23 protein-coding genes and 1 pseudogene are annotated in these 24,878 nt (G+C 72.4%); 12 read left to right on the top strand and 12 right to left on the bottom strand.

Annotated elements, in window-relative coordinates; translation table 11 throughout:
• The first annotated feature begins 113 nt into the window (after positions 1-113).
• Positions 114-1,208, top strand: a complete 1,095-nt coding sequence (locus tag ACYBSK_RS19755) for a tartrate dehydrogenase (protein ID WP_457478484.1) — start codon at positions 114-116, stop codon at positions 1,206-1,208.
• 115 nt (positions 1,209-1,323) lie between these two features.
• On the opposite strand, the pseudogene ACYBSK_RS19750 reads toward ACYBSK_RS19755, so the two are convergent.
• Together ACYBSK_RS19750 and ACYBSK_RS19745 are read right to left on the bottom strand one after the other, a co-directional pair.
• Positions 1,324-2,333, bottom strand: a pseudogene (locus tag ACYBSK_RS19750) (endonuclease/exonuclease/phosphatase family protein).
• A gap of 8 nt (positions 2,334-2,341) precedes the next feature.
• Complete coding sequence (locus ACYBSK_RS19745) at positions 2,342-3,010, bottom strand: M15 family metallopeptidase (protein ID WP_460242678.1); 669 nt, start codon at positions 3,008-3,010, stop codon at positions 2,342-2,344.
• An 87-nt stretch (positions 3,011-3,097) separates the two neighbouring features.
• On the opposite strand from ACYBSK_RS19745, the gene ACYBSK_RS19740 reads away from it, so the two are divergent.
• The 8 genes from ACYBSK_RS19740 to ACYBSK_RS19705 all read left to right on the top strand — a co-directional run bounded on the left by ACYBSK_RS19740 (position 3,098) and on the right by ACYBSK_RS19705 (position 10,167).
• Complete coding sequence (locus ACYBSK_RS19740; RefSeq protein WP_460242677.1) at positions 3,098-3,787, top strand: response regulator transcription factor; 690 nt, start codon at positions 3,098-3,100, stop codon at positions 3,785-3,787.
• A 55-nt stretch (positions 3,788-3,842) separates the two neighbouring features.
• Positions 3,843-4,865 carry a sensor histidine kinase gene (locus ACYBSK_RS19735; protein ID WP_460247062.1) on the top strand — a complete coding sequence of 341 codons (1,023 nt, stop codon included), beginning with the start codon at positions 3,843-3,845 and terminating at the stop codon, positions 4,863-4,865.
• Positions 4,866-4,924: 59 nt separating this feature from the next.
• Positions 4,925-6,433, top strand: coding sequence for an MFS transporter (locus ACYBSK_RS19730; RefSeq protein WP_460242676.1), 1,509 nt, complete (start codon positions 4,925-4,927; stop codon positions 6,431-6,433).
• Complete coding sequence (locus ACYBSK_RS19725; RefSeq protein ID WP_460242675.1) at positions 6,430-6,990, top strand: TetR/AcrR family transcriptional regulator; 561 nt, start codon at positions 6,430-6,432, stop codon at positions 6,988-6,990. Before ACYBSK_RS19730 ends, ACYBSK_RS19725 begins: the two co-directional genes overlap by 4 nt.
• 130 nt (positions 6,991-7,120) lie before the next feature.
• On the top strand, positions 7,121-7,837 hold the full coding sequence (locus ACYBSK_RS19720; RefSeq protein WP_457478478.1) for an MIP family channel protein: 717 nt from the start codon (positions 7,121-7,123) through the stop codon (positions 7,835-7,837).
• A gap of 82 nt (positions 7,838-7,919) precedes the next feature.
• Complete coding sequence (locus tag ACYBSK_RS19715) at positions 7,920-8,516, top strand: DNA polymerase ligase N-terminal domain-containing protein (RefSeq protein WP_460242674.1); 597 nt, start codon at positions 7,920-7,922, stop codon at positions 8,514-8,516.
• On the top strand, positions 8,513-9,517 hold the full coding sequence (gene ligD / locus ACYBSK_RS19710; RefSeq protein ID WP_460242673.1) for a non-homologous end-joining DNA ligase: 1,005 nt from the start codon (positions 8,513-8,515) through the stop codon (positions 9,515-9,517). Before ACYBSK_RS19715 ends, ligD begins: the two co-directional genes overlap by 4 nt.
• A 2-nt stretch (positions 9,518-9,519) precedes the next feature.
• On the top strand, positions 9,520-10,167 hold the full coding sequence (locus tag ACYBSK_RS19705; protein ID WP_460242672.1) for an HhH-GDP family DNA glycosylase: 648 nt from the start codon (positions 9,520-9,522) through the stop codon (positions 10,165-10,167).
• Between the two features lie 59 nt (positions 10,168-10,226).
• Here the strand turns inward: ACYBSK_RS19705 and ACYBSK_RS19700 are convergent, their stop codons facing one another.
• The 5 genes from ACYBSK_RS19700 to ACYBSK_RS19680 form a co-directional block, all read right to left on the bottom strand.
• On the bottom strand, positions 10,227-11,225 hold the full coding sequence (locus tag ACYBSK_RS19700) for a transketolase family protein (RefSeq protein WP_460242671.1): 999 nt from the start codon (positions 11,223-11,225) through the stop codon (positions 10,227-10,229).
• Positions 11,222-12,157 carry a transketolase gene (locus tag ACYBSK_RS19695; protein WP_460242670.1) on the bottom strand — a complete coding sequence of 312 codons (936 nt, stop codon included), beginning with the start codon at positions 12,155-12,157 and terminating at the stop codon, positions 11,222-11,224. The genes ACYBSK_RS19700 and ACYBSK_RS19695 overlap by 4 nt, the downstream gene beginning before the upstream one ends.
• Entirely contained in the window at positions 12,154-13,488 is a 1,335-nt protein-coding gene (locus ACYBSK_RS19690; protein WP_460242669.1) for an MFS transporter, read from the bottom strand. Before ACYBSK_RS19690 ends, ACYBSK_RS19695 begins: the two co-directional genes overlap by 4 nt.
• Before the next feature lie 63 nt (positions 13,489-13,551).
• On the bottom strand, positions 13,552-14,427 hold the full coding sequence (locus ACYBSK_RS19685) for an NAD(P)-dependent oxidoreductase (RefSeq protein WP_460242668.1): 876 nt from the start codon (positions 14,425-14,427) through the stop codon (positions 13,552-13,554).
• Between the two features lie 31 nt (positions 14,428-14,458).
• Positions 14,459-15,190, bottom strand: a complete 732-nt coding sequence (locus ACYBSK_RS19680) for a FadR/GntR family transcriptional regulator (RefSeq protein WP_460242667.1) — start codon at positions 15,188-15,190, stop codon at positions 14,459-14,461.
• Positions 15,191-15,368: 178 nt separating this feature from the next.
• Between ACYBSK_RS19680 and ACYBSK_RS19675 the strand changes: the two genes are divergently transcribed.
• Both ACYBSK_RS19675 and ACYBSK_RS19670 read left to right on the top strand, forming a co-directional pair.
• Positions 15,369-16,019, top strand: coding sequence for a GntR family transcriptional regulator (locus tag ACYBSK_RS19675; RefSeq protein WP_460242666.1), 651 nt, complete (start codon positions 15,369-15,371; stop codon positions 16,017-16,019).
• Between the two features lie 43 nt (positions 16,020-16,062).
• Complete coding sequence (locus ACYBSK_RS19670; RefSeq protein ID WP_460242665.1) at positions 16,063-17,331, top strand: MFS transporter; 1,269 nt, start codon at positions 16,063-16,065, stop codon at positions 17,329-17,331.
• A gap of 18 nt (positions 17,332-17,349) precedes the next feature.
• On the opposite strand, the gene ACYBSK_RS19665 is transcribed toward ACYBSK_RS19670, so the two are convergent.
• Together ACYBSK_RS19665 and ACYBSK_RS19660 are read right to left on the bottom strand one after the other, a co-directional pair.
• The gene (locus ACYBSK_RS19665; protein WP_460242664.1) at positions 17,350-18,309 is read right to left on the bottom strand and encodes an Lrp/AsnC family transcriptional regulator; all 960 of its coding nucleotides are present in this window, start codon (positions 18,307-18,309) and stop codon (positions 17,350-17,352) included.
• A 174-nt stretch (positions 18,310-18,483) separates the two neighbouring features.
• Positions 18,484-20,820 (bottom strand): DHA2 family efflux MFS transporter permease subunit, encoded by a 2,337-nt coding sequence (locus ACYBSK_RS19660; protein WP_460242663.1) that lies wholly within the window; start codon positions 20,818-20,820, stop codon positions 18,484-18,486.
• Between the two features lie 333 nt (positions 20,821-21,153).
• Here ACYBSK_RS19660 and ACYBSK_RS19655 point away from each other — a divergent pair, with 333 nt between their 5' ends.
• Positions 21,154-21,900, top strand: a complete 747-nt coding sequence (locus ACYBSK_RS19655; protein ID WP_460242662.1) for an SAM-dependent methyltransferase — start codon at positions 21,154-21,156, stop codon at positions 21,898-21,900.
• A 78-nt stretch (positions 21,901-21,978) separates the two neighbouring features.
• Here ACYBSK_RS19655 and ACYBSK_RS19650 read toward each other — a convergent pair whose 3' ends face one another.
• The 3 genes from ACYBSK_RS19650 to ACYBSK_RS19640 all read right to left on the bottom strand — a co-directional run bounded on the left by ACYBSK_RS19650 (position 21,979) and on the right by ACYBSK_RS19640 (position 24,525).
• On the bottom strand, positions 21,979-22,707 hold the full coding sequence (locus tag ACYBSK_RS19650; RefSeq protein ID WP_457478469.1) for a GntR family transcriptional regulator: 729 nt from the start codon (positions 22,705-22,707) through the stop codon (positions 21,979-21,981).
• A gap of 36 nt (positions 22,708-22,743) precedes the next feature.
• Complete coding sequence (locus ACYBSK_RS19645; RefSeq protein WP_460242661.1) at positions 22,744-23,514, bottom strand: maleate cis-trans isomerase family protein; 771 nt, start codon at positions 23,512-23,514, stop codon at positions 22,744-22,746.
• 111 nt (positions 23,515-23,625) lie between these two features.
• Positions 23,626-24,525, bottom strand: a complete 900-nt coding sequence (locus tag ACYBSK_RS19640; RefSeq protein ID WP_460242660.1) for a maleate cis-trans isomerase family protein — start codon at positions 24,523-24,525, stop codon at positions 23,626-23,628.
• Positions 24,526-24,878 lie beyond the last annotated feature (353 nt).

Here is a 24,878-nt window from a genome sequence, read left to right as displayed (position 1 = left end):
GTCGCATCGGAAGCATGTCTTGGACGCTCCGCGCACCGGCCTGTTGACTCGGGATCACATCAACCACCGCCCGGCCGCGCCGCGTTGAGCACGGGCGTTTTCCGCATCCCGCAATGGAGGCCCTCGTGTCCGAGCCCCGCACCTTCCGCATCGCCGCCATCCCCGCCGACGGTGTCGGCACCGAGGTCGTCGCGGCGGGGCGCGCCGTCCTCGACGCCCTCGCGGAGTCCTGCGACGGGGCGTTCGCCTTCGACTGGCAGGAGTTCGACTGGGGGTGTGAGTACTACGCCCGCACCGGCAAGATGATGGCCGACGACGGTCTGGAGCAGCTCAAGGACTTCGACGCCATCTACTTCGGCGCAGTCGGCTGGCCCACCGTCCCTGACGACGTCAGCCTGTGGGGCCTGCGCCTGAAGATCTGCCAGAACTTCGACCAGTGGGCCAACGTCCGCCCCGTGCACTTCCTGCCCGGCGTGGTCAGTCCGCTGCGCAAGGCCGACGACACCGAACTCGACTGGGTCGTCGTCCGCGAGAACAGCGAGGGCGAGTACGCGGGTCTCGGCGGCCGCAACCTGTCCGGGCGCGGCCCCGGCGGTGAAGTGGCCGTCCAGTCCTCGCTGTTCACCGAGGTGGGCTGCGAGCGCATCATCCGCTTCGCCTTCGACCTGGCCCGCACCCGCACCCGCCGCAAGGTCTCCTCGGTCACCAAGTCCAACGCCCAGCAGTACGGGATGGTGCTGTGGGACGACGTGTTCAAGCGGGTGGCCGCCGAGTACCCGGACGTGGAGACGGAGAGCGTGCTCGTCGACGCCATGTCGGCGAAGTTCGTGCTCAAGCCGGAGGACCTGTCGGTCGTCGTCGCCTCCAACCTCAACGCCGACATCCTCTCCGACCTCGGCAGCGCCCTCGCGGGCAGCCTCGGCCTGGCCGCCAGCGCCAACCTCAACCCCGAGCGGCGCTTCCCGAGCATGTTCGAGCCGGTGCACGGCTCCGCGCCCGACATCGCGGGGCAGGGCCTCGCCAACCCGATCGGCGCGGTCGGCAGCGCCGCGCTGATGCTGGACCACTTCGGCCTGCCCGACCAGGCGGCCCGCCTCAACAAGGCCATCGAGACCGTCACCGGTGCGGGGATCCTGACCCGCGACGTCGGCGGGACCGCCACCACCGAGGACGTCACCAAGGCGCTGGTCGACGCGCTGACCGACTGACCGCACCGCCCCCGCGCTCCCGGCCGGGACCCGATGTCGCGCCGACCGGCCGGGCCCGCCGCTCCGAAGCGGCCGACCGGGTGCCGGGCCCACCCCGCGTGGGCCCGGCACCCGGTCACCAGCTCAGCCCGGCAGCCACCGGACGGTGGTCGCTGCCCGTGGCGGGCAGGACCCACGAGCTGTCCGCCGTGACACCCCGGAGGAGGATCTGGTCGATCCGCACCACCGGGAAGTCCGCCGGATAACTGAACCCGAAGCCGTCGCCCGCCTCCTCCTGCGCCGACGTCAACTGCGCGCCGAGACCCGCGAACGCGCGGTCGTCCATCGTGCCGTTGAGGTCGCCGAGCAGCACCACCCGGCGGCTGCCCTCGGCGGCGATCGCCTCGGCGAGGGCCCGCGCGTTGCGGTCCCGGCCGTCCGTCCAGAAGCCGGTCCTGGGCATCACGCGCACGGAACCCAGGTGCGCCACGTACACCGCCACCGGGCCCCGGTCCGTGGTGACCGTGGCGCGCAGCGCCCGGTTGGACGGCAGTTTCTCGGCGGCCGACTTGGTGTCACCGAGCGGCCCCACGTCCTGCTGCACGTCGACCGTGCGGGTGTCCGACAGCGGCAGCCTGCTCCACAGCCCGACCGTGCCCCGCACCGCGTGGTGCGGGTACGCCTCGGCCAGCTCCTTCTCGTACTGCCGCGGGCCTGCGCCGTGATCTCCTCCAGGGCGAGGACGTCCGCCCCGGTGGCCGCCAGCGTGCGGGCCGTGCCCGCCGGATCGCGATTCGCGGCGCCTACGTTGTGACTGACGACGGTGAGGTCGCTGTCGGCGGCCTCGGCCTTGTCGCCGAGCATCCCGCCGAACAGGCCCGTCCACGCCACGGCCGGCAGCAGCAGCGCCGCCACCGCGGAGGCCGAGCGGCGCCACAGCGCGGCGGCCAGCAGCACCGGAACGAGCAGCCCGAGCCACGGCAGGAACGACTCGACGAGGCTGCCGACCCCGCCCCGGTCCGTGATCGACGCGTGCAGCAGCAGGACCAGACCGAGTCCCAGCGCGAGCGCCGTGAGCACCCGGCCCCGCCTCCAGGGCTCCGGCCGGGACAGGGCGCGCACCGCCGCCACTGTGTGTCGTCGCATTCCGTTCATCACTTCCGCATCCTCGGGTCCTCGGTGGGATCGGCGTACGGCGCCGGACAGCCGTGACCGACGGCTTCCGGGCGCAGTTCGTAGTGCCAGGGTTCGTTGCCGTAGATCCGGCACAGCCCGTACGCGGCGCCGTGCTCGGACAGCCACGCCGTCGCGTCGGAGCGCCCGATGTCGACGGCGTCGCCGGACACGTGCGGGGACGTGTCGGCGGTGGCCACCCACCGCGCCGCCTTCTCCTCGGAGCCGTACTTCGCGACCGCCTCGGCGAGCAGCTGGTCCTGGTAGGCGGCGGAGCGCCAGCCGCTGTTGACGTAGAGCGTGACGCCGTCGTCCGAGGCGTCCTCCGCCGCCCGGCGCAGCATCCCCAGCAGCTCCGCGTCGAGTTCGGTGACGGCCGGGGTCGTGTCGTCCAGGACGGTCACCCCGTCGGGCACGACACCGTCGGCCTCGCCGAGCACCTGCCGCCGCTCGCGGGGGCGCGAGTCCATGAGGGAGGGGGCGGACGAGACCGAGGGGAACGGCGAAGCCTTCGCCGGCGGCGAGGCCGACGTCGGTTCGGGTGATCGCAGACCGACGTACGCGGCGATCACCGCGGCGAGGGCGAGGGCGAGCAGGGCGCACAGCAGGATCAGCCGGTGCTTCCGGTGGGCCGCAGGGTTTCGCGTCATGCCGCCAGTCAAGGCAGCGCGATGTTGCCACAACGTCTGCGCTTTTCGATATGCCGACGATATGCGCCGCCTCGTAGCGTGAGGGGCATGCGTGTGCTGATTGTCGAGGACGAGCGGTATCTGGCGGAGGCCGTGCGCGACGGGCTGCGCCTGGAGGCGATCGCCGCCGATATCGCGGGGGACGGGGACACCGCCTGGGAGCTGCTGAGCGTCAACCGTTACGACATCGCCGTCCTCGACCGCGACATCCCCGGGCCCTCCGGCGACGAGATCGCGAAACGCATCGTGGCCTCCGGCAGCGGCATGCCGATCCTCATGCTGACGGCGGCCGACCGCATCGACGACAAGACCTCCGGCTTCGAACTCGGCGCCGACGACTACCTCACGAAACCGTTCGAGCTCCAGGAACTCGTGCTCCGGCTCCGGGCCCTGGACCGCAGACGCGCCCACAGCCGCCCGCCGGTGCGGGAGATCGCGGGCCTGCGCCTCGACCCGTTCCGCAGGGAGGTCTACCGCGACGGCCGCTACGTCGCCCTGACCAGGAAGCAGTTCGCCGTGCTCGACGTGCTCGTGGCCGCCGAGGGCGGCGTCGTCAGCGCGGAGGAACTCCTGGAACGGGCCTGGGACGCGCACGCCAACCCGTTCACCAACGCCGTCCGCATCACCGTCTCCGCGCTGCGCAAGCGGCTCGGCGAACCCTGGATCATCGCCACGGTGTCGGGCGTCGGCTACCGCATCGAGGTGCGGCCGGAGGATCAGGACCAGGGTCGTGCCTAGGGAGCGCGGGCCGAGCGTCCGCCTCAGGCTCGCCCTGAGCTACGCCGGATTCCTCATGGTCGCCGGTGGCCTGCTGCTCGCCGCCGTGGGGTTCTTCCTCTTCCAGCAGGGGTGGTTGCTGACCAATGAGGCGGGGGCGTGGCGGGCCACTCCGGGCACCACCTTCGTGCGCGGGTTCGCCCCGCTGGCGGCCGGGGTCATGGTGTTCCTGCTGGTGTTCGGCCTCCTCGGCGGCTGGCTCCTCGCCGGCCGGATGCTCGCACCCCTCGACCGCATCACCCACGCCACCCGCGCCGCCGCGAACGGATCGCTGTCCCACCGGATCCGGCTGCCGGGCCACGAGGACGAGTTCCGCGAACTCGCCGACGCCTTCGACACGATGCTCGCGCGACTCGAAGCGCACGTGGCGGAGCAGCGGCGCTTCGCCGCCAACGCCTCCCACGAACTGCGCACGCCGCTCGCCGTCTCCAAGTCGCTCCTCGACGTCGCCCGCGCCGACCCCGACCGCGACATCGCCGAGGTCCTCGACCGGCTCAGCACCGTCAACACCCGCGCGATCGACCTCACCGAGGCGCTGCTCCTGCTCAGCCGCGCCGAGCAGCGCGCCTTCACCCACGAGGACGTCGACCTCTCCCTCCTGGCGGAGGAGGCCACCGAGACCCTGCTCCCGCTCGCGGAGCGGCGCGGCGTCACCGTCGAGACCGACGGCGTCATCGCCCGCACCTCCGGCTCGGGCGCCCTGCTGCTGCAACTCACCACGAACCTCGTGCACAACGCGATCGTCCACAACCTCCCCGAGCACGGCACGGTACGCGTCACCACCGGCGTCACCCCCGGCCGTGCGGCGACGCTCACCGTGGAGAACACCGGCGAGGTCGTGGCGCCGGACCTGCTCGCCACCCTCACCGAACCGTTCCAGCGGGGCACCGAACGCATCCGCGCGGACCACGCCGGCGTCGGCCTGGGCCTCGCTATCGTCCAGTCCATCACCCGCGCCCACGACGGCACCCTCGCCCTCGACGCCCGCCCCGGCGGCGGCCTGCGCATCACCGTGGAACTCCCCGCCACCGCCGTGTGAGGTCGACCACCGAAAGCCTCCCAAGGAGCAGGAACCCCAGGTCACCGTGTCATCATGCGATGACATCGCTTGATGACATGAACGGGAAGACCTTGCAGCCCTCCATACCGACGCCCGCGCCCGCCCCTGCCCCGCTCCGCCACCCCCGCGCGCTCGTGCCGGTCCTGGTCAGCCTGGGCATGCTCGTCGCCGTCGTCAGCAGCCTCGGCGCGCCGCTCATCCCGACCATCGCCGCCGTGGACCACGTCGCCGTCTCCACCGCGCAGTGGGCGCTGACGGTCACCATGCTGGTCGGCGCCATCGCCACCCCCGTCATGGGACGGCTCGGCGACGGGCCGCACCGCAAGCGCGTCATCCTCGGCGGGCTCGCCGCCGTCCTCGTCGGCAGCCTCCTCGCGGCCCTGCCCGCCGGTTTCGCCTGCCTCCTCGTGGGCCGGGCGCTCCAGGGCGTCGGCATGGGGCTCGTCCCGCTCGCCATCGCCACCGCACGCGACGCGCTGCCGCCCGAGAAGGCGCGGAGCGCGGTGACGACGCTGTCGCTCACCACCGCGGCGGGCATCGGCCTCGGCTACCCCCTCACCGGACTGTTCGCGGAGTACCTCGGCATGTACGCCGGGTTCTGGTTCGCGCTCGCCACGGCCGCCGCCGCGTTCGTCGCCACCCTGATCGTGGTGCCCGAGCCGCCGCACCGGCCCAGCACCCCGATGGACGTGCCCGGCGCGCTGCTGCTCGCCGGCGGCATGTCGGCGCTGCTCCTCGCGCTCGCCGAGGGGGAGCGGTGGGGCTGGGGCTCCGCGCGCCTGCTGGCGCTCGCCGTCGTGGCGGTCGTCCTCCTCGGCGGCTGGATCGCGCACTCCGCGCGCTCCACCCACCCCCTCGTACGCGTCCGCCTCGTCAAGGACCGCGGCGTACTCGTCGCCAACCTCACCACCATGGTCGGCGGCGTCGGCACCTACCTGCTCATCTCCCTCGTGACGCGCTACGTCCAGAGCCCCGAGTCCGGCGGCTACGGCTTCGGCGCGTCCATCGTCGTCACCGGGCTGCTGCTCGTGCCGTTCTCCGCGGCCAGCCTCGTCACCGGGCGCCTGGTGCGGGCCATGGGCCGGGCCGCGACACCCGGGCGGATGCTGCCGCTCGGCTGCCTGCTCTCCCTCGGCTCGCTCGTCTGCTTCCTGCTGGCCCGCTCCAGCATGTGGGGCATCGGCGCGATGATGGCGCTCGCCGGGCTCGGCGTCGGCGTCACCTTCGCCGTCACCCCCGGCCTCATCGTCGGCGGGGTGCCCGCGGCGGAGACGGGCAGCGCGATGAGTTTCAATCAGGTCGTGAAGTACATCGGATACTCGACCGGCAGCGCGCTCAGCGCCGTCGTCCTCCAGGCCTCCACCGCCCCCGGCGCGACGCTGCCCACCGACGACGGCTACCGCGACGCGGGCCTCGTCGGCTGCGCCGCGTTCCTCGCCACCTGCGTCATCGCCGTCGTACTCACCCGCACGGGCACCCGCCCGCGCCCCTCCCTCGTCGCGGCGGGCGCCACCGCCGAGGCCCGCACCGAACCGAGCCGCACATGACCGCCGGGCCCGCCCCCGACCGGCGCCGCAACAGCGCCCGCAGCCGCGAGGCCCTGCTGCGGGCCGCCACCGAACTGTTCTCCGAGCGCGGCTACGACCGGACCACCATCCGCGAGATCGGCGAACGCGCCGGCGTCGACGCCGCCCTCATCTCCCGCTACTTCGGCAGCAAGGCCCTGCTCTACGTCGAGGTGCTGCGCGCCGAACACGGCGACACCGTCCCCGAGGACCTGCTCACCGAACCCCGGCTGCGCGAGGTCGCCCGGCGCGCGGAGCGCCGCGGCCCCGTACCGCTGCTGCGGGTCGCCGTGCAGCCCGAGCACGACCGCGCGGCGCAGGACGCCGCCCGCGCCGCCCTCCAGGACCGGCTGGTCGCGCCACTGCGCGCCCGGTTCACCCGCGACGGCCGGGACCGGCCGGGACTGCGCGCCGACGTCCTGGTCGCCTCGGTCGCAGGAGTGCTGCTCGCCCGCCACTCCGGAGCCTTCGACGACCTGGCCGCCGCCGACCTCGACGACGTCGTCGACGTCCTCCTGGAGGCGTGGGCGCAGGACTGATCGACCCGCGCTCCGAGGAATCCGGGAAACCTGTCACTCGAACGGCGGTATCCAAACCCCCTCGCTCTGCGCAGCCGCGCCGGGAGCGTGAGCCTCGCAAGTACCTGACCATACGTTCGAGGTGGTGGAGATGCAGACGAGAGCTCTGATTTCGGAATTTCTCGGCACGTTGCTGCTGGTGTTCTTCGCTGTCGGATCAGCGGTCCTGGGCGCCCAGTTCATCGGCACCCTCGGCATCGCCCTCGCGTTCGGCTTCACGCTGCTCGCCCTGGCCTACGCCCTCGGCCCGATCTCCGGCTGCCACGTCAACCCGGCCGTCACCCTCGGCATGCTCTGCGCCCGCCGTATCGACATCCAGACCGCCGTCCGCTACTGGATCGCCCAGTTCGTCGGCGGCATCGTCGGCGCCGCCCTGCTGTTCCTCCTCGCCAAGCAGATCCCGGGCCTCCAGACGAAGGGGGCCTTCGGCTCCAACGGCTACGGCGACCGCTCCGACGTGCACATCAACGTGGGCGGCGCCTTCCTCGCCGAGGTCGTCCTGACGTTCCTGCTCGTCTTCGTGGTCCTCGCCGTCACCCACCGCGTCGCCGTGGTCGGCTTCGACGGCCTGCCCATCGGCATCGCCCTCGCCGTCATCCACCTCGTCGGCATCCCCCTCACCGGTACGTCGGTCAACCCCGCGCGCAGCCTCGGCCCGGCCCTGTTCGCCGGGGGAGACGCCCTGTCCCAGGTGTGGCTGTTCATCGTGGCGCCGCTGGTCGGCGGCGTCATCGCGGCCCTCGTCCACCAGCTCACCCACCCCTCCGGCGAGGAGCGCACCATCGCCGACGAGGCCTCGGCCGCCTGACCGGTCACGTCCGGCGTGTGCCCGTGACGATCACGGGTACCCGCCGTCGGCGAAACAGCGGCCCCGACCGAAGGGAGCTGTCGTGAGCGGAAAGGACAAGCTGCGCGCCTACCGCGGCAAGCGGCACTTCGACGCCACCGCCGAACCGTCCGGCGACGCCACCGCGGCGCACGGCGGCGAGGAGCCCGTGTTCGTGGTGCAGATCCACGACGCGAGCACCCTGCACTTCGACTTCCGCCTGGAGGTCGACGGCGTACTGAAGTCCTGGTCCGTCCCCAAGGGGCCCTCCACCGACCCGGGCGACAAGCGGCTCGCCGTCCCCACCGAGGACCACCCCCTCGACTACCGCGACTTCGAGGGCGTGATCCCCGAGGCCGAGTACGGCGGCGGCACCGTCATCGTCTGGGACCGGGGCACGTACGAGCCCGAGGGCGAGGACTTCGCGAAGGCCCTCGAAGACGGCCACGCCACCTTCGACCTGCACGGTGAGAAACTGCGCGGCCGGTACGCGCTCACCCGCTTCAAGGCCAGCGAAGCGAAACCCCAGTGGCTGCTGGTGCGTACCGGACACGGCAACGCCAAGGGCGGCACCCCCGACCCCCGGCGCGCCCGCTCGGCGCTCAGCGGCCGCACCCTGCACCAGGTCGAGGGAGAGTCCGAGGGCGGTGACCGCGCGTGACAGGGCTCCTCGACACCCTCCCGCCGGACCTGGAAAAGCGCGTCCGCGACGCACCGTCCGGCATCGAACTCGCCGCGTCCCCGATGCTGGCCACGCTGAGCGACCGCCGCGACTTCCCGCAGGGCTGGATCTTCGAGCGGAAGCTCGACGGCATCCGCGTCCTCGCCGTCCGCGAGAACGGACGCACCACGATCCGCTCCCGCTCCGGACGCCGCCTCGACGCCACGTACCCCGAGATCGTCGAGGCGCTCGACGCCCAGGAGGGTGCGGACTTCACCGTCGACGGCGAGATCGTCGCGTACGCGCACGGCCGCACCGACTTCGCCCGCCTCCAGCAGCGCATGGGACTGACCAGGCCCCGCGACGTCGCGGCGAGCGACGTCGCCGTGAAGTACTACGTCTTCGACCTGCTGCGCGTCGACGGCGCGGACGTCCGCCGGCTGCCGCTGCGCACCCGCAAGTCCCTGCTGCGCAGAACCCTCACCTTCGCCGACCCCCTGCGCTTGAGCACCCACCGCAACGAAGGCGGCGCCGACCTCCTCGCCGACGCCTGCCGGCGCGGCTGGGAGGGCCTCATCGCCAAGCGCGCCGACAGCACGTACCAGCCGCGCCGCTCCGGCGACTGGCTGAAGCTGAAGTGCGCCCACGGCCAGGAGTTCGTGGTCGGCGGCTTCACCGAACCCACCGGCAGCAGGGAGGGCATCGGCGCGCTGCTGCTCGGCTACTACGAGGACGACCGGCTGCGCTACGCGGGCAAGGTCGGCACCGGATTCGACCGCCGCACCCTGCGCGCCCTGCGCGCACGGCTCGACGAACTGCACGCGCCCCGCTCGCCGTTCACCGACCGCGTCGCCGAACGCGCCGCGCACTGGGCGCGGCCGGAGCTCGTCGCGCAGATCGAGTTCTCCGAATGGACCCGCGACGGCATGCTGCGCCACCCGAGATTCCAGGGCCTGCGGGACGACAAGGAACCGACCGACGTCGTCAGGGAGCACACCTGACCATGACCGACGACAAGAAGCTGATGCGAGCACTCCTCGACCGTGAGGGGACGACCTACGCCGCCGAAGCCGGCATCCGCCTGAAGAACACCCCGCAACCCCTCTACCGCACCCTCGTCCTCGCGAGCCTCCTCAGCGCCCGCATCCGCGCCTCCATCGCGGTGACCACCAGCCGCGCCCTGTACGACGCGGGCCTGCGCACCCCGCGCGCCATGGCCGACGCGACCTGGCAGCAGCGCGTGGACGCGCTCGGTGAGGGCGGCTACCGCCGCTACGACGAGCGCACCGCCACCCAACTCGGCGACGGCGCAAGGCTGTTGCTCGACACCTGGGGCGGCGACCTGCGCCGGATGCGCGAGCGTGCCGACGGCGACGTCGGCACGCTGCGCTCCCTGCTCCGCGAGGCCCCCGGCCTCGGCCCGACCGGAGCCGACATCTTCCTGCGCGAGGTCCAGGACGTCTGGCCGGAGTACGCCCCCTTCCTCGACACCAAAACCCTCCAGGGCGCGAAACGCCTCGGCCTCCCCCAGAACCCCGCCACCCTGACCCGCCTCGCCGGAGACACCCCCCGAGCGGAACTGTCGGCGGCCCTGGTGCGGGCGGCGCTCGACAAGCGTGTGGTGGAGGAGTGTTTGGAGCGGGCCGCCTGAGACGACCGTGGGGTGCCCGGCCTGTGCCGGGCACCCCACGGACGCGCACGTGTGACGGGTCAGAGCGCGGCGAGCACCTTCTCCACCACGCGGTCGGCGGCGAGGCCGTACCGGTCGTGCAGGGTCGGCAGCGCGCCCGCGTCGATGAACTCGTCCGGCAGCGCGATCGGCAGCACCTGCTTGCCGAGCCCCGTCCGCACCGCGGCCGAAGCCACCGTCTCGAAGAGACCGCCGACGACGGTGTGGTTCTCCAGCGTCACGGCGAGCCGGTCACCGGCCAGCTCACGCAGCACCGTCCCCTCGTCGAACGGCTTGAGCGTGGGGGAGTGCACGACCGCCACGTCGACGTTGTGCGCGGCCAGCTTCTCCGCCGCCTGGAGCGCCCGCATCGTCATCAGACCGCTGGAGACGAACACGACGTCGCGCCCGTCCCGCACGACCTTCGCCTTGCCCAGCTCGAAGGTGTAGTCGTACTCGTCGAGCACCATCGGCACCTTGCCGCGCAGCAGCCGCAGATACGTCGGGCCCTTGTGCGCGGCGAGCTGGGGGACGGCCTGCTCGATGTCGAGGGTGTCGCAGGGGTCGACGATCGTGAGGTTCGGCATCCCGCGGAAGATCGCCACGTCCTCGGTCGCCTGGTGACTCGGGCCGTAGCCGGTGGTCAGGCCGGGCAGCCCGCCGACCACGTTGACGTTCAGGTTCGGCTCGGCGATGTCCAGGCAGATGAAGTCGTACGCGCGCCGCGCCGCGAACACCGAGTACGTCGAGGCGAACGGCACCAGACCCGTCTCGGCCATCCCGGCCGCGGCGCCGAACAGCAGCTGCTCGGCCATGCCCATCTGGAAGAACCGCTCCGGGTGCGCCTGCGCGAACACATGCATGTCGGTGTACTTGCCGAGGTCCGCGGTCAGACCCACGATGCGCCGGTCCTGCTCCGCGGCTGCGGCCAGCGCCTTGCCGAACGGGGCGGGCGACGTGCGCTGACCGGGGTCCGCGAAGGACGCGATCATCGCCGATGTGGTGAGGCGCTTCGCCGGGGTGGGGGTGGTCGTGCTCATCGTGCCGCTTCCGTTTCCTTGTCGTCGCCCGCCGCGGAGTCCGCCGGGGCGCCCGCCTGGTGTCCCGCCGTCAACTGCTCGCGGCACACCGCCCATTCGTGCTCGTCGATCCGCATGAAGTGCGCCTTCTCGCGCGTCTCCAGGAGCGGCACACCGCGCCCGATACGGGTGTCGCACAGGATCACCGACGGCTTGCCCTCGGCGGCCGAGGCCGCACCGGCCGCGTCGAAGGCCCGCAGCAGCGCCTCGATGTCGTTGCCGTCCACGCGCTGCGTGAACCAGCCGCAGGCCTGCCACTTCTCCTCGGCGGGCTCGATGGAGAGCACCGAGTCGGTGGCGCCGTCGGCCTGGAGGGCGTTCATGTCGACGAGCGCGGTGATGTTGCCGAGGCGGTGGTGGTGCGCGCCCATCGCGGCCTCCCACGTGGAGCCCTCGTCGAGCTCACCGTCGGAGAGGAAGTTGAAGACTCGGGCGTTGTTGCCCTGGAGGCGCAGGCCGAGCGCCATCCCGACGGCGACGGTCAGACCGTGGCCCAGCGAGCCGCCGGAGATCTCCATGCCGGGCGTGTACGAGGCCATCCCGGACATCGGCAGGCGCGAGCCGTCGGTGCCGTACGTGGACAGCTCCTCGACGGGGACGGTTCCGGCCTCCGCGAGCGCGGCGTACAGGCCGATCGCGTAGTGGCCAGTGGAGAGCAGGAACCGGTCGCGGTCCGCCCACTCCGGCTCGTCGGCGCGCAGCCGCAGCTGGTCGACGTACACGGCGGCGAGCATCTCGGCGACGCCGAGAGCCTGGCCCACGTAGCCCTGTCCCTGGCCCTCGCCCATGGTCAGGACGTGGTGGCGCATGCGGTACGCGGCCTCGTGGACGCGGGCGACGCGCTCGGGGAATGCGGCCCGCGCGGGGGCCTCGGTCACGGATATCGCTGTCATGAGACTTTCTCGGTGGTGTGGGGTGCGGAAGAGGTGGCGGCGGCGTCCCGGGTCCTGGCCGGGGCGGTCTCCGGGGTGACCAGCGCGGCGGCCACGGAGACGACACCCAGCAGACAGAACAGGACGGCGGGCCCGACCCAGCCGATCCAGCCGTACAGGGCGGTCGCCGCGAACGGCAGCAGACCGGCGACGAGGGACGCCAGGTTGTAGCCGAGCGAGATGCCGGAGGAACGGACCTCGCGGGGGAACTGCTCGGAGAACCAGGAGGACTCCACGGCGAAGATCGGATCGTGGCTCAGCACGAGCCCGAGCACGACGGCGATCACGATGAACGCGGTCACCCCGGTGTTGACCAGCAGGAACATCGGGAAGCCGAACGCGATGGTGAACACGGCGCCGATGAGGAACACCGGCTTGCGGCCGATCCGGTCGGACAGCGCCCCGAAGAACAGATGGCTGCCCAGGCCGATCACCGAACCGACGATGGTGCCGACCAGGACGTCGTTGCTGGTGCCCAGGTCGGCGAGGCCCACGTACGACAGGACGAAGCTGGTCGTGACGTAGTAGCCGCCGGTCTCCGCGAGCCGCAGCATCGTGATCTTGAGAATGACGCGCCAGTCGCGGCGCAGCACGTCCAGGGCGGGCGCCTTGCGGATCTCGCCCTTCTCCTTCATCTGCGTGAACTCGGGCGACTCCTTGATCCGCAACCGGATGAAGAGGCCGACGGCGACCATCACGATCGAGAAGAGGAACGGTGCCCGCCACACCCAGGTGCCGGTGAACAGGTGCTCGCTGACGAGGAACGTGCCGTTGGCGAGAAGCAGTCCGGCGGGGATGCCGATCTGCGGTACGGCCCCGTACCGGCCCCGCCGGTGCGGCGGAGCGTGCTCGACGGACATCAGGACGGCGCCGCCCCACTCCGCCCCGAACCCGATGCCCTGAAGGACACGCAGCAGGATCAGCAGCAACGGGGCGACGACGCCGACCTGTTGGAAGGTGGGCAGCGCGCCGACCAGGACGGTCGCGATGCCCATCAGCATCAGCGAGGCGTTCAGGACGGTCTTGCGTCCGATGCGGTCACCGAAGTGGCCCGCGAGATAGCCGCCGAGGGGGCGGAAGAGGAAGCCGACGGCAAGGGTGGCGAAGGAGGCGAGGACGCCGACGAGCTGGTTGTCGGTGTGAAAGAACTCGGCTCCGAAGTAGGCGGCGGAAGCGGTGCCGTAGATGAAGAAGTCGTAGCTCTCCACCGCGGATCCCACCATGGAGGCCACGGAGACCTTGGCGGCGTTGTCGCGGCGGGGCGCGTCGGCGGCTCTGCTGACGGCGCTCATGGGGCGGCTCCTTGTTCGGCCGTGCGGAGGGGCGGGATCGGCGCCGCGCCCCTCCGCACGGGGTCAGGGGGTCTGGTACGTCTCGATGACGCGGGAGTCGTCGCGCGCCGCGAGACCGCGGTCGGCGGCGGCCAGATAGCGGTCGCGGGCGAGATCGAGCAGGGGAGTGGGGGCCTCGGCGGAGCGCGCCGCGTCGGCGACCAGACCGCTGTCCTTGACGAAGATGGAGACGGCGCTGGTGACCTCGACGTCGGTGCCGCCGAGCATGCGCGGCCCGCGGTCGGAGAGCATGAACGACCCGGCGGCGCCGGTCTCGACCAGGCCGAGGACCTGCTCGGCGTCGAGGCCGAGCGAGGTGGCCAGGTTCAGCGCCTCGGCCGCGGCCACGATGTGTACCGAGCAGAGGTGTTGGTTGACCACCTTGATGGCCTGCCCGTCGCCCGCCCCCTCGCCCACCGTGCGGACCGTGCCGCAGGCGCTCAGGAGGGGGGTCACGGCCGCCACGTCGGCGGCGGCGCCGGCCGCGAAGATCGTCAACTCGCCGGTGAGCGCACGTGCCACGCCACCGGTCACCGGTGCGTCGACCACCCGGGCGCCCGCCGCGGCGAGCCGCTCGCCCTGGGAGCGCACGGCCTCCGGGCCGACCGTGCTCATGACGACCCAGCGCCGGCCGCTCTGGTCGGGGCGGGCCGCGAGCGCGTCGTCCACGAGCGCGGCGAGCTGGTCGGGCGTGGCCACCATGACGAGTGTCGTGGTGGCGTCGTCGGGCGCCTCACCGATCGCGGTGACGGCGGCGGCGAGCCCGGCCTCCTGCGCGCGCTCGGCGGCGGTGGGCGCCGGGTCGACGCCGGTGACGGTGTGTCCCGCGGCGGCGATGCGCGCGGCCATCGGCAGACCGATGGCGCCGATGCCGACGAAGACGAGGGGGGAGGAATTCATGTGCTCTGGTTCCTTGATGCTGTTCGGTGGATCAGCGGTCGAGCGGAGCGGCGTCGCTGTCGTGGTGGGCCGAGGCGTCGGTGAACGAGGACCACACCTCGAAGTGGCGGCGCATCGCCGCGCGGGCGCCTTCGCCGTCCCGCCCGTCGATGGCCTCGACGATGCCGTAGTGCACGGTGTCGATGACCAGACTGCGACCGGGCGGCAGCGGCACTTCGGTGGCGAGCTCGCGCCGCTCCACCAGTTCGCTGCGCAGTGTGTGGCTGAGCGCGTCGTGCATGAGGTCGAACACCGGGTTGCCGACGATCTGGCACAACCGCCGGTGGAAGTCGAGGTCCGCCTCCAGGGCGACGGCCGACTCGCCCGCCGCGGTGGCGCGCACCATCTCGTCGACCAGGGAGCGCAGTTCGTCGACGTCGTCGGCGGTGGCGCGGCGCGCGGCGGCTTCCGCGAGCGCGGTCTCCAGGATCTCGCGCGCCGAGCGGAACTGCGGCTGCGTCAGGTGCCCGAGCTGCCCCGCCATGTCGAAGTAGAGCTGGAGGAAGCCCGCGTCGGGGGCGGTGAGGAAGGAGCCGCGGCCCTGCGTGCGGTCGAGGAACCCGAGGTGCTCCAGGATCGACAACTGCTCGCGCAGCGCCCCCCTGCTGATCTCGAGCCGGGACACCAGCTCCCGCTCGGTGGGCAGCCGCAGCCGCCCGCCCTCGGTGTCCGGCACGCTCAGCTCGGAGAGCGCGCGGACCAACTGCGGCAGGTCAAGCGCCACGGCGGCCTCCTGGAATGACGTCTCGTACGACGGTCGACCAACTTTGGTTCGACCAATGTGGCGAGACTAGAACGGCCAGAATAAGCAGGTCAATGCTTTGATCGGACCAATGTTGAGACCTTTCCTGAGACGAGGGGCATAGATACAAGCTTGTATCCATGCCTGCTACGCTCCCGTCATGCCTCAGCCCCAGCAGTCGAAGCCCGCATCCGCGGCCACCACGGTCTACGCCGTCACCAAGGAACTGATCCTCACCGGCGAGCTCCCCGGCGGCAGCCTCATCAGCGAAGGTGAGATCGCCGAGCGCGTGCAGGTGAGCCGGACGCCCGTACGGGAGGCGTTCCTGCGGCTGGAGTCCGAGGAACTGCTGACGCTGCACCCCAAGCGCGGCGCCGTCGTCGTGCCCGTGCCGCCCGGGGAGGCGGCGGACGTGCTGGAGATGCGGCAGGCCGTGGAGCAGTCCGCGGCCGAACGCATCGCCCGCGAGGGCCTCGCTCCCGAGCACGAGGAGCGGCTGCGTGAACTCATCGCTCGCCAGCGGGAGCTGGCGCGAGCGGCGGACGTGCGCGCCTTCGCCGTCGCCGACGAGGCGTTCCACCGGGGCGTCGTGGAAGCCTCCGGCAACGCCATCGCCGCCCGCTTCTACGCGACCCTCGGCGACCGCCAACGCCGCATGAGCGTCTCCGCGCTCGGCCACCGCCCCGAGCGGCTGCCCGGCCTCGCCGACGAGCACGAGACGCTGCTCGGCCACCTCGGCGCCCGGGACGGCGCCGCGTTCGCCGAGACCCTGCGCACCCACCTCGCCGCGACACACGGCCACCAGCACTGAACACACCCCCGCACCCCACCCCCGAAAGAGCCCTGCCCTCACGATGCTCGACACGCACACCACCCACCGGCCCGCCGAACCGGCGGCCGGTCCCGTCCGCCCCGGTCAGTGGCGCACCGTCGCCGCCGCGATGTTCGTCTGCGGCTGGGGCGGCAACCAGTTCACACCGCTGCTGCTCATGTACCGCGAGCTGGGCGGCTACTCGACCCTCAGCGTCGACGCGTTCCTCGGCGCCTACGTCGTCGGTCTCGTCCCCGGACTGCTCCTCGCCGGACCCGTGTCGGACCAGCGGGGACGCCGCCCCGTGATGATCGCCGGAGCCGTCGGCTCCATCCTCGCCAGCCTCGTCCTGTGCTTCGGCGAACACAGCGCCTGGCCCATCTACGTGGGCCGCCTCATGACCGGCGTCGCCGTCGGCATCGCCATGGCCGTGGGCAGCAGCTGGGTCAAGGAACTGTCGACCGGGGCGGACAGCGGCGCCGCCGCGCGCCGCGCCTCCCTGTGCCAGACCGCCGGCTTCGGTCTCGGCGCGGGCGTCGCGGGCGCCCTGGCCCAGTGGGGCCCGTGGCCGATGGTGACGCCGTACGTGGTCCACATCGTGCTCACCGCCGCCGTCCCGGTCCTGCTGTTGCGCGTCCCCGAGACCCGTACCGCCGTCCGCTCCTCGGGCGGGCTGCTGCGTGACATCGCCGCCGACCTGCGCATCCCCGCAGCCGCCCGGCGCCGCTTCCGCTGGGTCGTGCTGCCGATGGCGCCGTGGGTGTTCGGCGCGGCCGGGCTCGCGTACGCCGTCATGCCGCAGCTCGTCGACAACCGGGTCGGGCACTGGGGTCTCGCCTACGCGACCGCGCTCACGGTGCTGACCCTGGGCACCGGCGCCGCCGTGCAGCCCCTCGCCAAGAAGCTCGACGGCGGCACCGGGTCCCGCGGCGGGCGGGCGCCGGTCGCGGCCATGTCGGTGATGCTGCTCGGCACCGTGCTGTGCGCCGTCAACGCCGCCGTCCTGTCGCCGTGGCTGGCCGCCGCGGCCGCCGTCGCGCTCGGCGCCGGCTACGGCATCGCCGTCGTCTCCGGGCTCCTGGAGATCCAGCGGATGGCGGGCCCCGACGACCTCGCCGGGCTGACCGGGATCTACTACACGCTCGCCTACGCCGGATTCCTGCTGCCCACCGTCCTGGCCACCCTGTCCACGTGGCTGCCGTACTCGGTGATGCTGGGCGCGATCGCCGTGGTCGCCCTCGCCTGCCTCGTCCTCGTCACCGTCGGCGGACGGGTGCGCGTGGCCGCCGCGCAGGCCGCGGAGAGCAACTGACGCTCGCGGAAGGGCGGTTCAGCGGCCGGGCTCGTACATCAGCTGCTTGACCTGCCGCACGAACAGGGCGCTCTCGACGGACCGGACACCGTCGAGGGCGCCGATCCCGTCGCTCAGATACTGGTACAGCTCCCGGGTGTCACGGTGCACGGTCGCCGCGAACACTCCGGCCACCCCGGTCACCGCCGCCGCGAACCGGACCTCCGGATGGCGCGCGAGGGACTCGCCCACCGAGGCGAGCGCGGAGGGGGAGACCGTCAGCCACAGCGCGGCCATCACCGAACGGCCCAGCTGTTCATGGGTGTGCTGCACGTCGAAGTACAGGACCCCACTGGACCGCAGCCGGTCCAGGCGGCGCCGCACGACCGACTCCGACTGGCCGGTGGCCGCCTGGAGTTCGGTGAGCGCGACCCGGCCGTCCCGGCGCAGCAGCGCGAGCAGCGTGTCGTCCACGTCGTCGAGGACCGGGGGAGCGGCCGACGGTTCGGCCGTCGGCACCCGCAGCGCCGCCTCCTGCTCCGCGTCCAGCGCGTTGATCTTGTTGAGCCAGCCGACCGGGCCGCCGTAGAACGCGTGCAGGAAGCAGTGCGCGGTCGCCGAAGTGACCAGGGGCGTGCGCTGGAGCCGGGCGAGCAGCGGCTCCTCCTCGGCACCGCCACGGGGCTTGATCGAGCACAGCACTTCGGTGCCGCCCGAGAGCAGCCCCACGTACGACGTGTCGGGGCGCCGCGCGAGGGCGCCCGCCAACTGCTCCGCGCCGTCCGGCGCGCAGCGCAGCCGGACCAGCCAGCTGTTGCGCCCGAGCAGCGACTCGTCGGTGACGCCGAGCACCCGCAGGCCCACGCTGCCGCGCAGCCTGCGGAAACGGCGCGCGACGGTCTGGTCGGAGACGCCGAGCACGGCCGCGATCCGGCTGAACGGCGCGCGCCCGTCGAGCTGCAGGGCCTGCAACACCTGCAGGTCGAGTGCGTCGAGCACGGGCGCTCCGGTGGGCGTGGTTCCGACTTCTGGGTCTCAGCGTGATCGTAAAGGAGCCGGGCCGGTCACCAGGCGGCGGTGTCCGCACGGCCGCGCCGGTCCGCGCGCCGCGAGAGCGCGGAAACGGCGGAGCCCGGGGCCGCCGGACGCGGTCCCGGGCTCGTCGGCGTGGTGTCAGCCGTGCGGGTGCGCCAGGTCGAGGTCGAGACCCTCCACCGCGCGTCCGTCCACGGACACCGACCGGGCCGACGCCGGATAGCCGCCGGCCACCAGCGCGTACTCGCCCGCGTCCAGATCACCGAAGGCGTACGCCCCGTCCGCACCGGTGGTCGACGTGCCCACCACGTTCCCCGCGGCGTCCAGCAGCGTCACGCGCGCGTCGGACAGCGGCCGCAGCCCCGTCTTCGTCCGCACCTGCCCCTGAACGCGGACGCCGGGCCGGAGCGTGATGTCCGGCCGCACCGTCGCGGAACTGGCCGCCGTCGCGGCGACGGCGGTGGGCCGGAACCCCTCGGCGGTCACCGAGATCGTGATGTCGCCCTCCGCCACGTCACCGAACGCGTAGCCGCCCGAGGCGTCCGTGGCGCCGCTCGCCAGCACGTCGCCGCGCGGGTCCGTCACCATGACGACCGCGTGGGCGACGGGCAGGCCGTCGCCGTCGACGACCCGGCCGGTGAGGCTGCCCGCACCGGACAGGACGACGTCGTGCGTGCTCGGCCCGTCGCCGAGGACGAGGTTCGACGCGTGCGGGTGGTAGCCGTCCGCCGTCGTGATCAGCACGTGCGCGCCGGGCCCCGGAACGGTGACGCGGTAGTGGCCCTCGGCGTCGGCGACGGCCCGGTCGAGCTGATGGCCCGCCGGGGAGATGAGGGTGAGCACGGCCCCGGCGAGACCTGTACCCGACGCGTCGGCCACGGTCCCCGTCAGCGCGGGGCCGGCCGCCGCGGCCCGCTCGGGTTCGCTCGCGGGCTCCGGGCGCGGCGCCGGCTTCGGACGGCGCAGCAGCACCGCCCCGACGAGCGCCGCGAGCACGGCGAGGCACCCGGCCACGACGAGGCACAGCCGCATCCCGTCGAGGAACGACTCCGACAGCGCGCCGAGCGCCCGGCCCCGGTCCGCCCCGAGGTCCAGCTGGGCGACCGCCCCGAGCCCCTGCGCCCGCGCGGCATCCACGATCCGCTCCGCCGCGGAGCCGGTGACCCCGGCATCGGCCAGGTGCCCGGCCAGGTTCCCCGTGGACCGCGACGTGAGCAGCGCTCCGAGTATCGCGGGACCGAGCGCACCACCCACCTGCCGCAGCGCGTTGTTCCCCGCCGCCGCCATGCCCGCCAGGTGGTGCGGCACCGAGGACACGGCCGTCGCCGTCATCGGGGTGACGACCAGCCCCATACCGAGCCCGAGCAGCGCGAGCCGCCAGGCCATCGGGCCGAACGAGGTGTCGGCGGACAGCGACGTCAGCGAGAACATCGAGCCCGCCGCGCACAGCAGACCGACGGTGATCAGCAGCCGCGGCGAGATCCGGTGCATCACGCGCCCCGCGAGCGGACCGACGAAAAAGCACACCCCGGTCACCATCAGCAGCCGGTACCCGGCCTCCAGCGTGCCGAGCTGCTGCACCATGCCGAAGTAGAGGCTGAGCACGAAGAAGAACCCGATGAGCCCCATGAACGTGATCATCGCGATCAGCGTCGTCGCGCTGAACCCGGCGCTGCGGAACAGCTTCAGATCGAGCATCGGACTGGCGCTGCGCCGCTCGAAGACGACGAAGGACACCAGACCCGCCACGGCGAGCGCCAGCGCCACGAGCACCCGCGTGTCCGAGAACGACCCGGCGCCGCCCTCGATCACCCCGTACACGAGCGCCGTGACGGCGACCGTGGCGGTGATCTGCCCCGGCCAGTCGAGGGCGCGGGCGTGCGGGGCACGCGACTCCTTCACCAGCACGGCGGCGACCACCATGGCCAGCAGCGCCACGGGCACCGACGGCAGATAGATCCACCGCCATCCCGCGTGCTCCAGGATGACGCCCGAGATCAGCGGACCCACCGCCAGCGCCGCCATCAGCGACGACGCCCACAGGCCGACGAACTTGCCGCGCTCCCGCGGATCCGGCACCGCCTGGCTGATCATCGCCAGCGTCGTCGGCAGCAGCGCCGCAGCCCCGATCCCGGCCAACGCCTGACCGGCCCACACCACCTCGACCGACCGCGCGCACAGCGCCGTCGCCGCGCCGACCGCGGTGAACGCCAGGCCCGCCTGGAACACCTTCTTGCGCCCGTGCACATCACCGAAGACACCCGCCGTCAGGATGAGCGCCGCCATCGGCAGGACGAACGCGTCCGACACCCAGGACAGCTCCGAGGTGGACGCGCCCAGCGCGCGCTGGATCGCCGGAAGACTCACCGACACGGAGGTCACCGGCAGATAGGCGACGAACACCCCGACACAGGCCATGACGAGGGTGACGGCCCGCCGCTCCTGTGTTCCGTTCGCCGTTGTCGCCACGTTCACGAAAACTCTCTCCTGCGGCGCCCCGCGCCGCGCTCGACTCATCGACCTGGAGAACCCTCCTTCCTCGGGAGCCGTCGAGGCCAGCCAGGACCGTCGAAGCACGGAAAACCGATGCCGCGGCGCCCCGATTCCCGGATTTCCGACAGCGGGGAGAAATACAGCGGGGAGAAATTCGGTGGAGCCACCGACGGGAAAGGTCTACGTTGGCGGAGTTGAAGATCCGCACACTCCTTCACGAGGTATGCCTGATGACGGTCCGCGCAACGGTTGTCGACTTCGGTCGGCCGCCGTCCCAGAACTCCCTGACCTCATCGAACGCAAGGAACACCCCTCGTGGATCTGCCACGCATCTTCACCATTCGCGAAAGTAGCCACCGCATCCACAACCCGTTCACCCCAGGCAAGTTCGCCGCCCTGGGCGCGGCGTTGCGCATGCCGCCCGGCGCCCGTGTGCTCGACCTCGCCAGCGGCTCGGGCGAAATGCTGTGCACCTGGGCCCGCGACCACCGCATCACCGGGACCGGCGTGGACATCAGCACGATGTTCACCGAGCAGGCCCGCGCCCGCGCCGCCGAACTCGGCGTCGCCGACCGCGTCACCTTCGTGCACGACGACGCGGCCGGACACGTCGCCGACGAGCCGGTCGACGTCGCCGCCTGCGTCGGCGCCACCTGGATCGGCAACGGCGTGGCCGGAACCGTCGAGCTGCTGGCCAAGAGCCTGCGCCCCGGCGGCCTGATGCTGATCGGCGAGCCGTTCTGGCGCCAGGACGTACCGGACGACGAGACCGCGCGGGCCTGCGGCGCCGGCGGGAAGGACGACTTCTTGTCGCTGCCGGGACTCGTCGGGCAGTTCGGCGACCTCGGGTACGACGTCGTCGAGATGATGCTCGCCGACCAGGACAGCTGGGACCGCTACCAGGCGGCGCAGTGGCTCACCATGCGCCGCTGGCTCGACGCCCACCCGGACGACGAGATGGCCGCGGAGGTACGAGCCGAGCTCACCGCCGAACCCGTGCGCTACACGCGCTACCAGCGCGAGTACCTCGGCTGGGGAGTCTTCGCCCTGATGCGGCGCTGACATCCCGCAACCACGAGCGCGGGCCCGGACAGCACGACGCTGTCCGGGCCCGCGCCCTCGTTGGTCCCCGGCCCCCGATCAGCCGGCCGCCGCGTTCGGCTCCACCACCACGGGCGCGACCGACGGCCCGGCCGCCTGATCCGACGCGCCGTCGCCGGTCAGCCGCTGCACCGCGTCCTGCATGTGCGCGTCGAGGAGCGTGAGCAGCCGCTCCTCGTCCTCGTCGCGCATCGCCTCGATCAGCTCCGCGTGCTCCTCGACCAGCGCGTCCGGGTCGGGGTGGTCGTCGGTGAGGACCGACAGACACATCCGCGTCTCCACGAAAAGCGTCTGCGCAATGCGCTGGAGGCGCGGACTGCCGGACTCCTCGACGAGCACCTGGTGGAACTCCATGTCGGCGGCGCTCAGCGCCGCGTCGTTGCCGCGCCGCGCCGCCGACTCCATCCGGCGCAGCGGCTTCTCCAGGTGGTTCGCCGTGCGCTGCGGGTCCTGCTCCAGCACCAGGCGGCAGGCCGCGGACTCCATGGCCGTGCGCGCCAGGTAGATGTCGCGCACGTCGTCCTCGTCGAGGCGGGTCACGAAGACGCCGCGATGCGGTGCGCTGACGGCGATGCCCTGCTGCACGAGACGTTGCAGCGCCTCCCGCAGCGGACCCCGGCTCACGCCGAGCTGGCCCGCCAGCTCGGCCTCGCCCAGCTGGGTGCCGGGAGCCAGGGTGCCGTCCATGATCGCTTCGGTGAGCCGGGCGGCGATGACGGTCGCCGCGGGTTCACGCTTGACCGGTCGCAGCGTTTTCGCAGTGGCCATATTCAGTTCGTTCCTCTGATCGGCGCGGCCGGCGCTTCAGACGGCCGCGGGGGCGGGGGAATGGGGAGTTCTGGTGAGGCGGAACAGCGAGCCGAGCCCGTCGCGCGGCGCCTCGTCGCCTGCGAGCCGCAGGCCTTCCCAGGCGGTGACCTGATTGGCGGTCAGCACGGGCTTGCCGACGGCCTCCTCCAGGTCGTCGAGCCAGGCGGCGCTGTGCAGCGCGGTGTCGGGCAGCAGGATCGCCTCGGCGTCCGGGTGGTCGTTGTTCCGCGCCAGTTCGAGCACCTGCTCGCGGCCCAGCGTGCCGACCTCGGCGGCGGTGATGATGCCCTGCCCGGAGACGGAGACGACCTCCGCGCCGTGGTGCTCCAGGAACCGTACGAAGTAGCCCGCGACGTCGTCCGGGTATGTCGCGGCGATCGCCAGGCGGCGCACCCCGAGCGCCCGCACCGCGTGCGCGAAGGCGAACGACGTGGAGGAGGTCCGCTCGACCGGGAGGCCCGCGGCGTCGGCGAGCTCGGCGACCTGCTGGCGGGCGCCCTCGGGGCCGAAGATGAAGCTGGCGCTCGTGCACGCCCAGACGACCACGTCCTGCGGCTCGGCGAGCAGCTCGCCGAGCGCCGCCTTGAGACGGTGCGTGGAGCCCATCTCCAGGAGGTCGTCCACCCGGTGCGCGTCCACGCCGATGTCCGTGTGGACGAGCGTCAGCCGGGCGCCGCCGCCGAGCATCCGCTCAAGGCGCGGATAGTCGTCCTCGGCGGAGTACCCGGGGTAGAGGAACCCGACGCGGGTGGTCTTCTCGCTCATGCTTCGATCGTCCTTTCGTGCAGGCAGTGTACCGGGGATCCGGTCAAATGTAGATTGTTGACAGTCGGAAGAACGGCAGCGCCACAGGTGTGGCGCCGCCCGCCGGCGGGTTCAGCCGAGGTCGAAGTCCGCGGTCGGCTCGTCCGGGGGAGCCGCAGCCGAGGAGTCGGGCGCGCCGAGCTGTTCCCACTCGGCGGCCTCCGCCGCGACGGCCGCCGCGGCCACGGGCGGCGGGGCGATGCCGCGACCCTGCTGGGGCGCGAGCGCGGCCCGCGCCGCCGGATCGATCAGCGACTGGTAGTCACCCGCCGCCTTGGCGCCCGCGTGGCGCAGCGCCGACCACATCGTGACCTGGTTCGCCGAGATCACCGGGATCCGCAGCTCTGCCTCCAACTGCGGGATCACGTCGTACGTGGCCAGGTTCGTGCAGCTGATGAACAGGCAGTCCGCGTGCGTCAGGTCGGCGGAGCGGGCCAGCTCGACCACGTTGCGGTACCCGACCTTCCAGATCTCCCCGGTCAGGCCCATGTACTGGCGGCTGACGACCTCCACGCCCGCCTCGCCCATGTAGTCGGCCAGCGCGTCCGTGAGCGAGGCCGTGTACGGCGTGATCACGCTGACCCGCCGCGCACCCAGCTCCGCGACGGCCTCCAACAGCGCGCCCGACGTGGTCACGGACGGCACGTCGCGGCCCGCGCCGCTCATGGACGCGCACATCGCCCGCTCGTGCGCCGTACCGCCGACGAAACTGCCGGACGTGCACGCGTAGGCGAACGACACGGGGCGTACGGCGTCGAGCGCCATCACCGCGTTGTGCAGGGTCTCGTGCTCGCTGATCAGGCGAGCCATGTCCACGCTGACCTCCACGGGGACGTACGGGGTGCGCGTCAGATGGAGGGAGATCTCCTCGGGGGTCCAGCGCCACAGTTCACGATCGAGCGCGAAGTCGAACGGGGCGACTACGCCGATGCCGAGCTGCGGTACGGGTCCGCCGAAGGTCGTGATGTCCAATGCAGGGCCCCTTCATGGCTGCATGCGCGCGGTTTGCCGGTCCGTGCGCCTGAGGTGGACGTGAAGAAAGGTGGTGCGGAGGGGTGTTTTGCCGGGCGGGCTCTGGGTAACAGAGAGTGTCCGCGGGTCGCATGTAGATTGTTGACAACGTAAAGATCGGCTGCTTAGCGTGTCAATCCCCTACAAGGGGCGGCTCGTTCGTCGCGATGAAAGCCTCGGTAAAGAGCCGGGGAACGCATGCCAGGGGAAGCTGCTTCCCTGGCCCTCCCGGGGCTTCGTCCCTCCATGGTCAACCCTCGTCCCGCACCTCGCATACCGTCCGCACCAACCGTCGCCGCGCCCGTCGCGCGACC

It is taken from the genome of Streptomyces sp. BYX5S, assembly GCF_054724165.1.
Note: the sequence above shows the minus strand (reverse complement) of the source record. Positions and strands in the feature narration are given on the sequence as shown.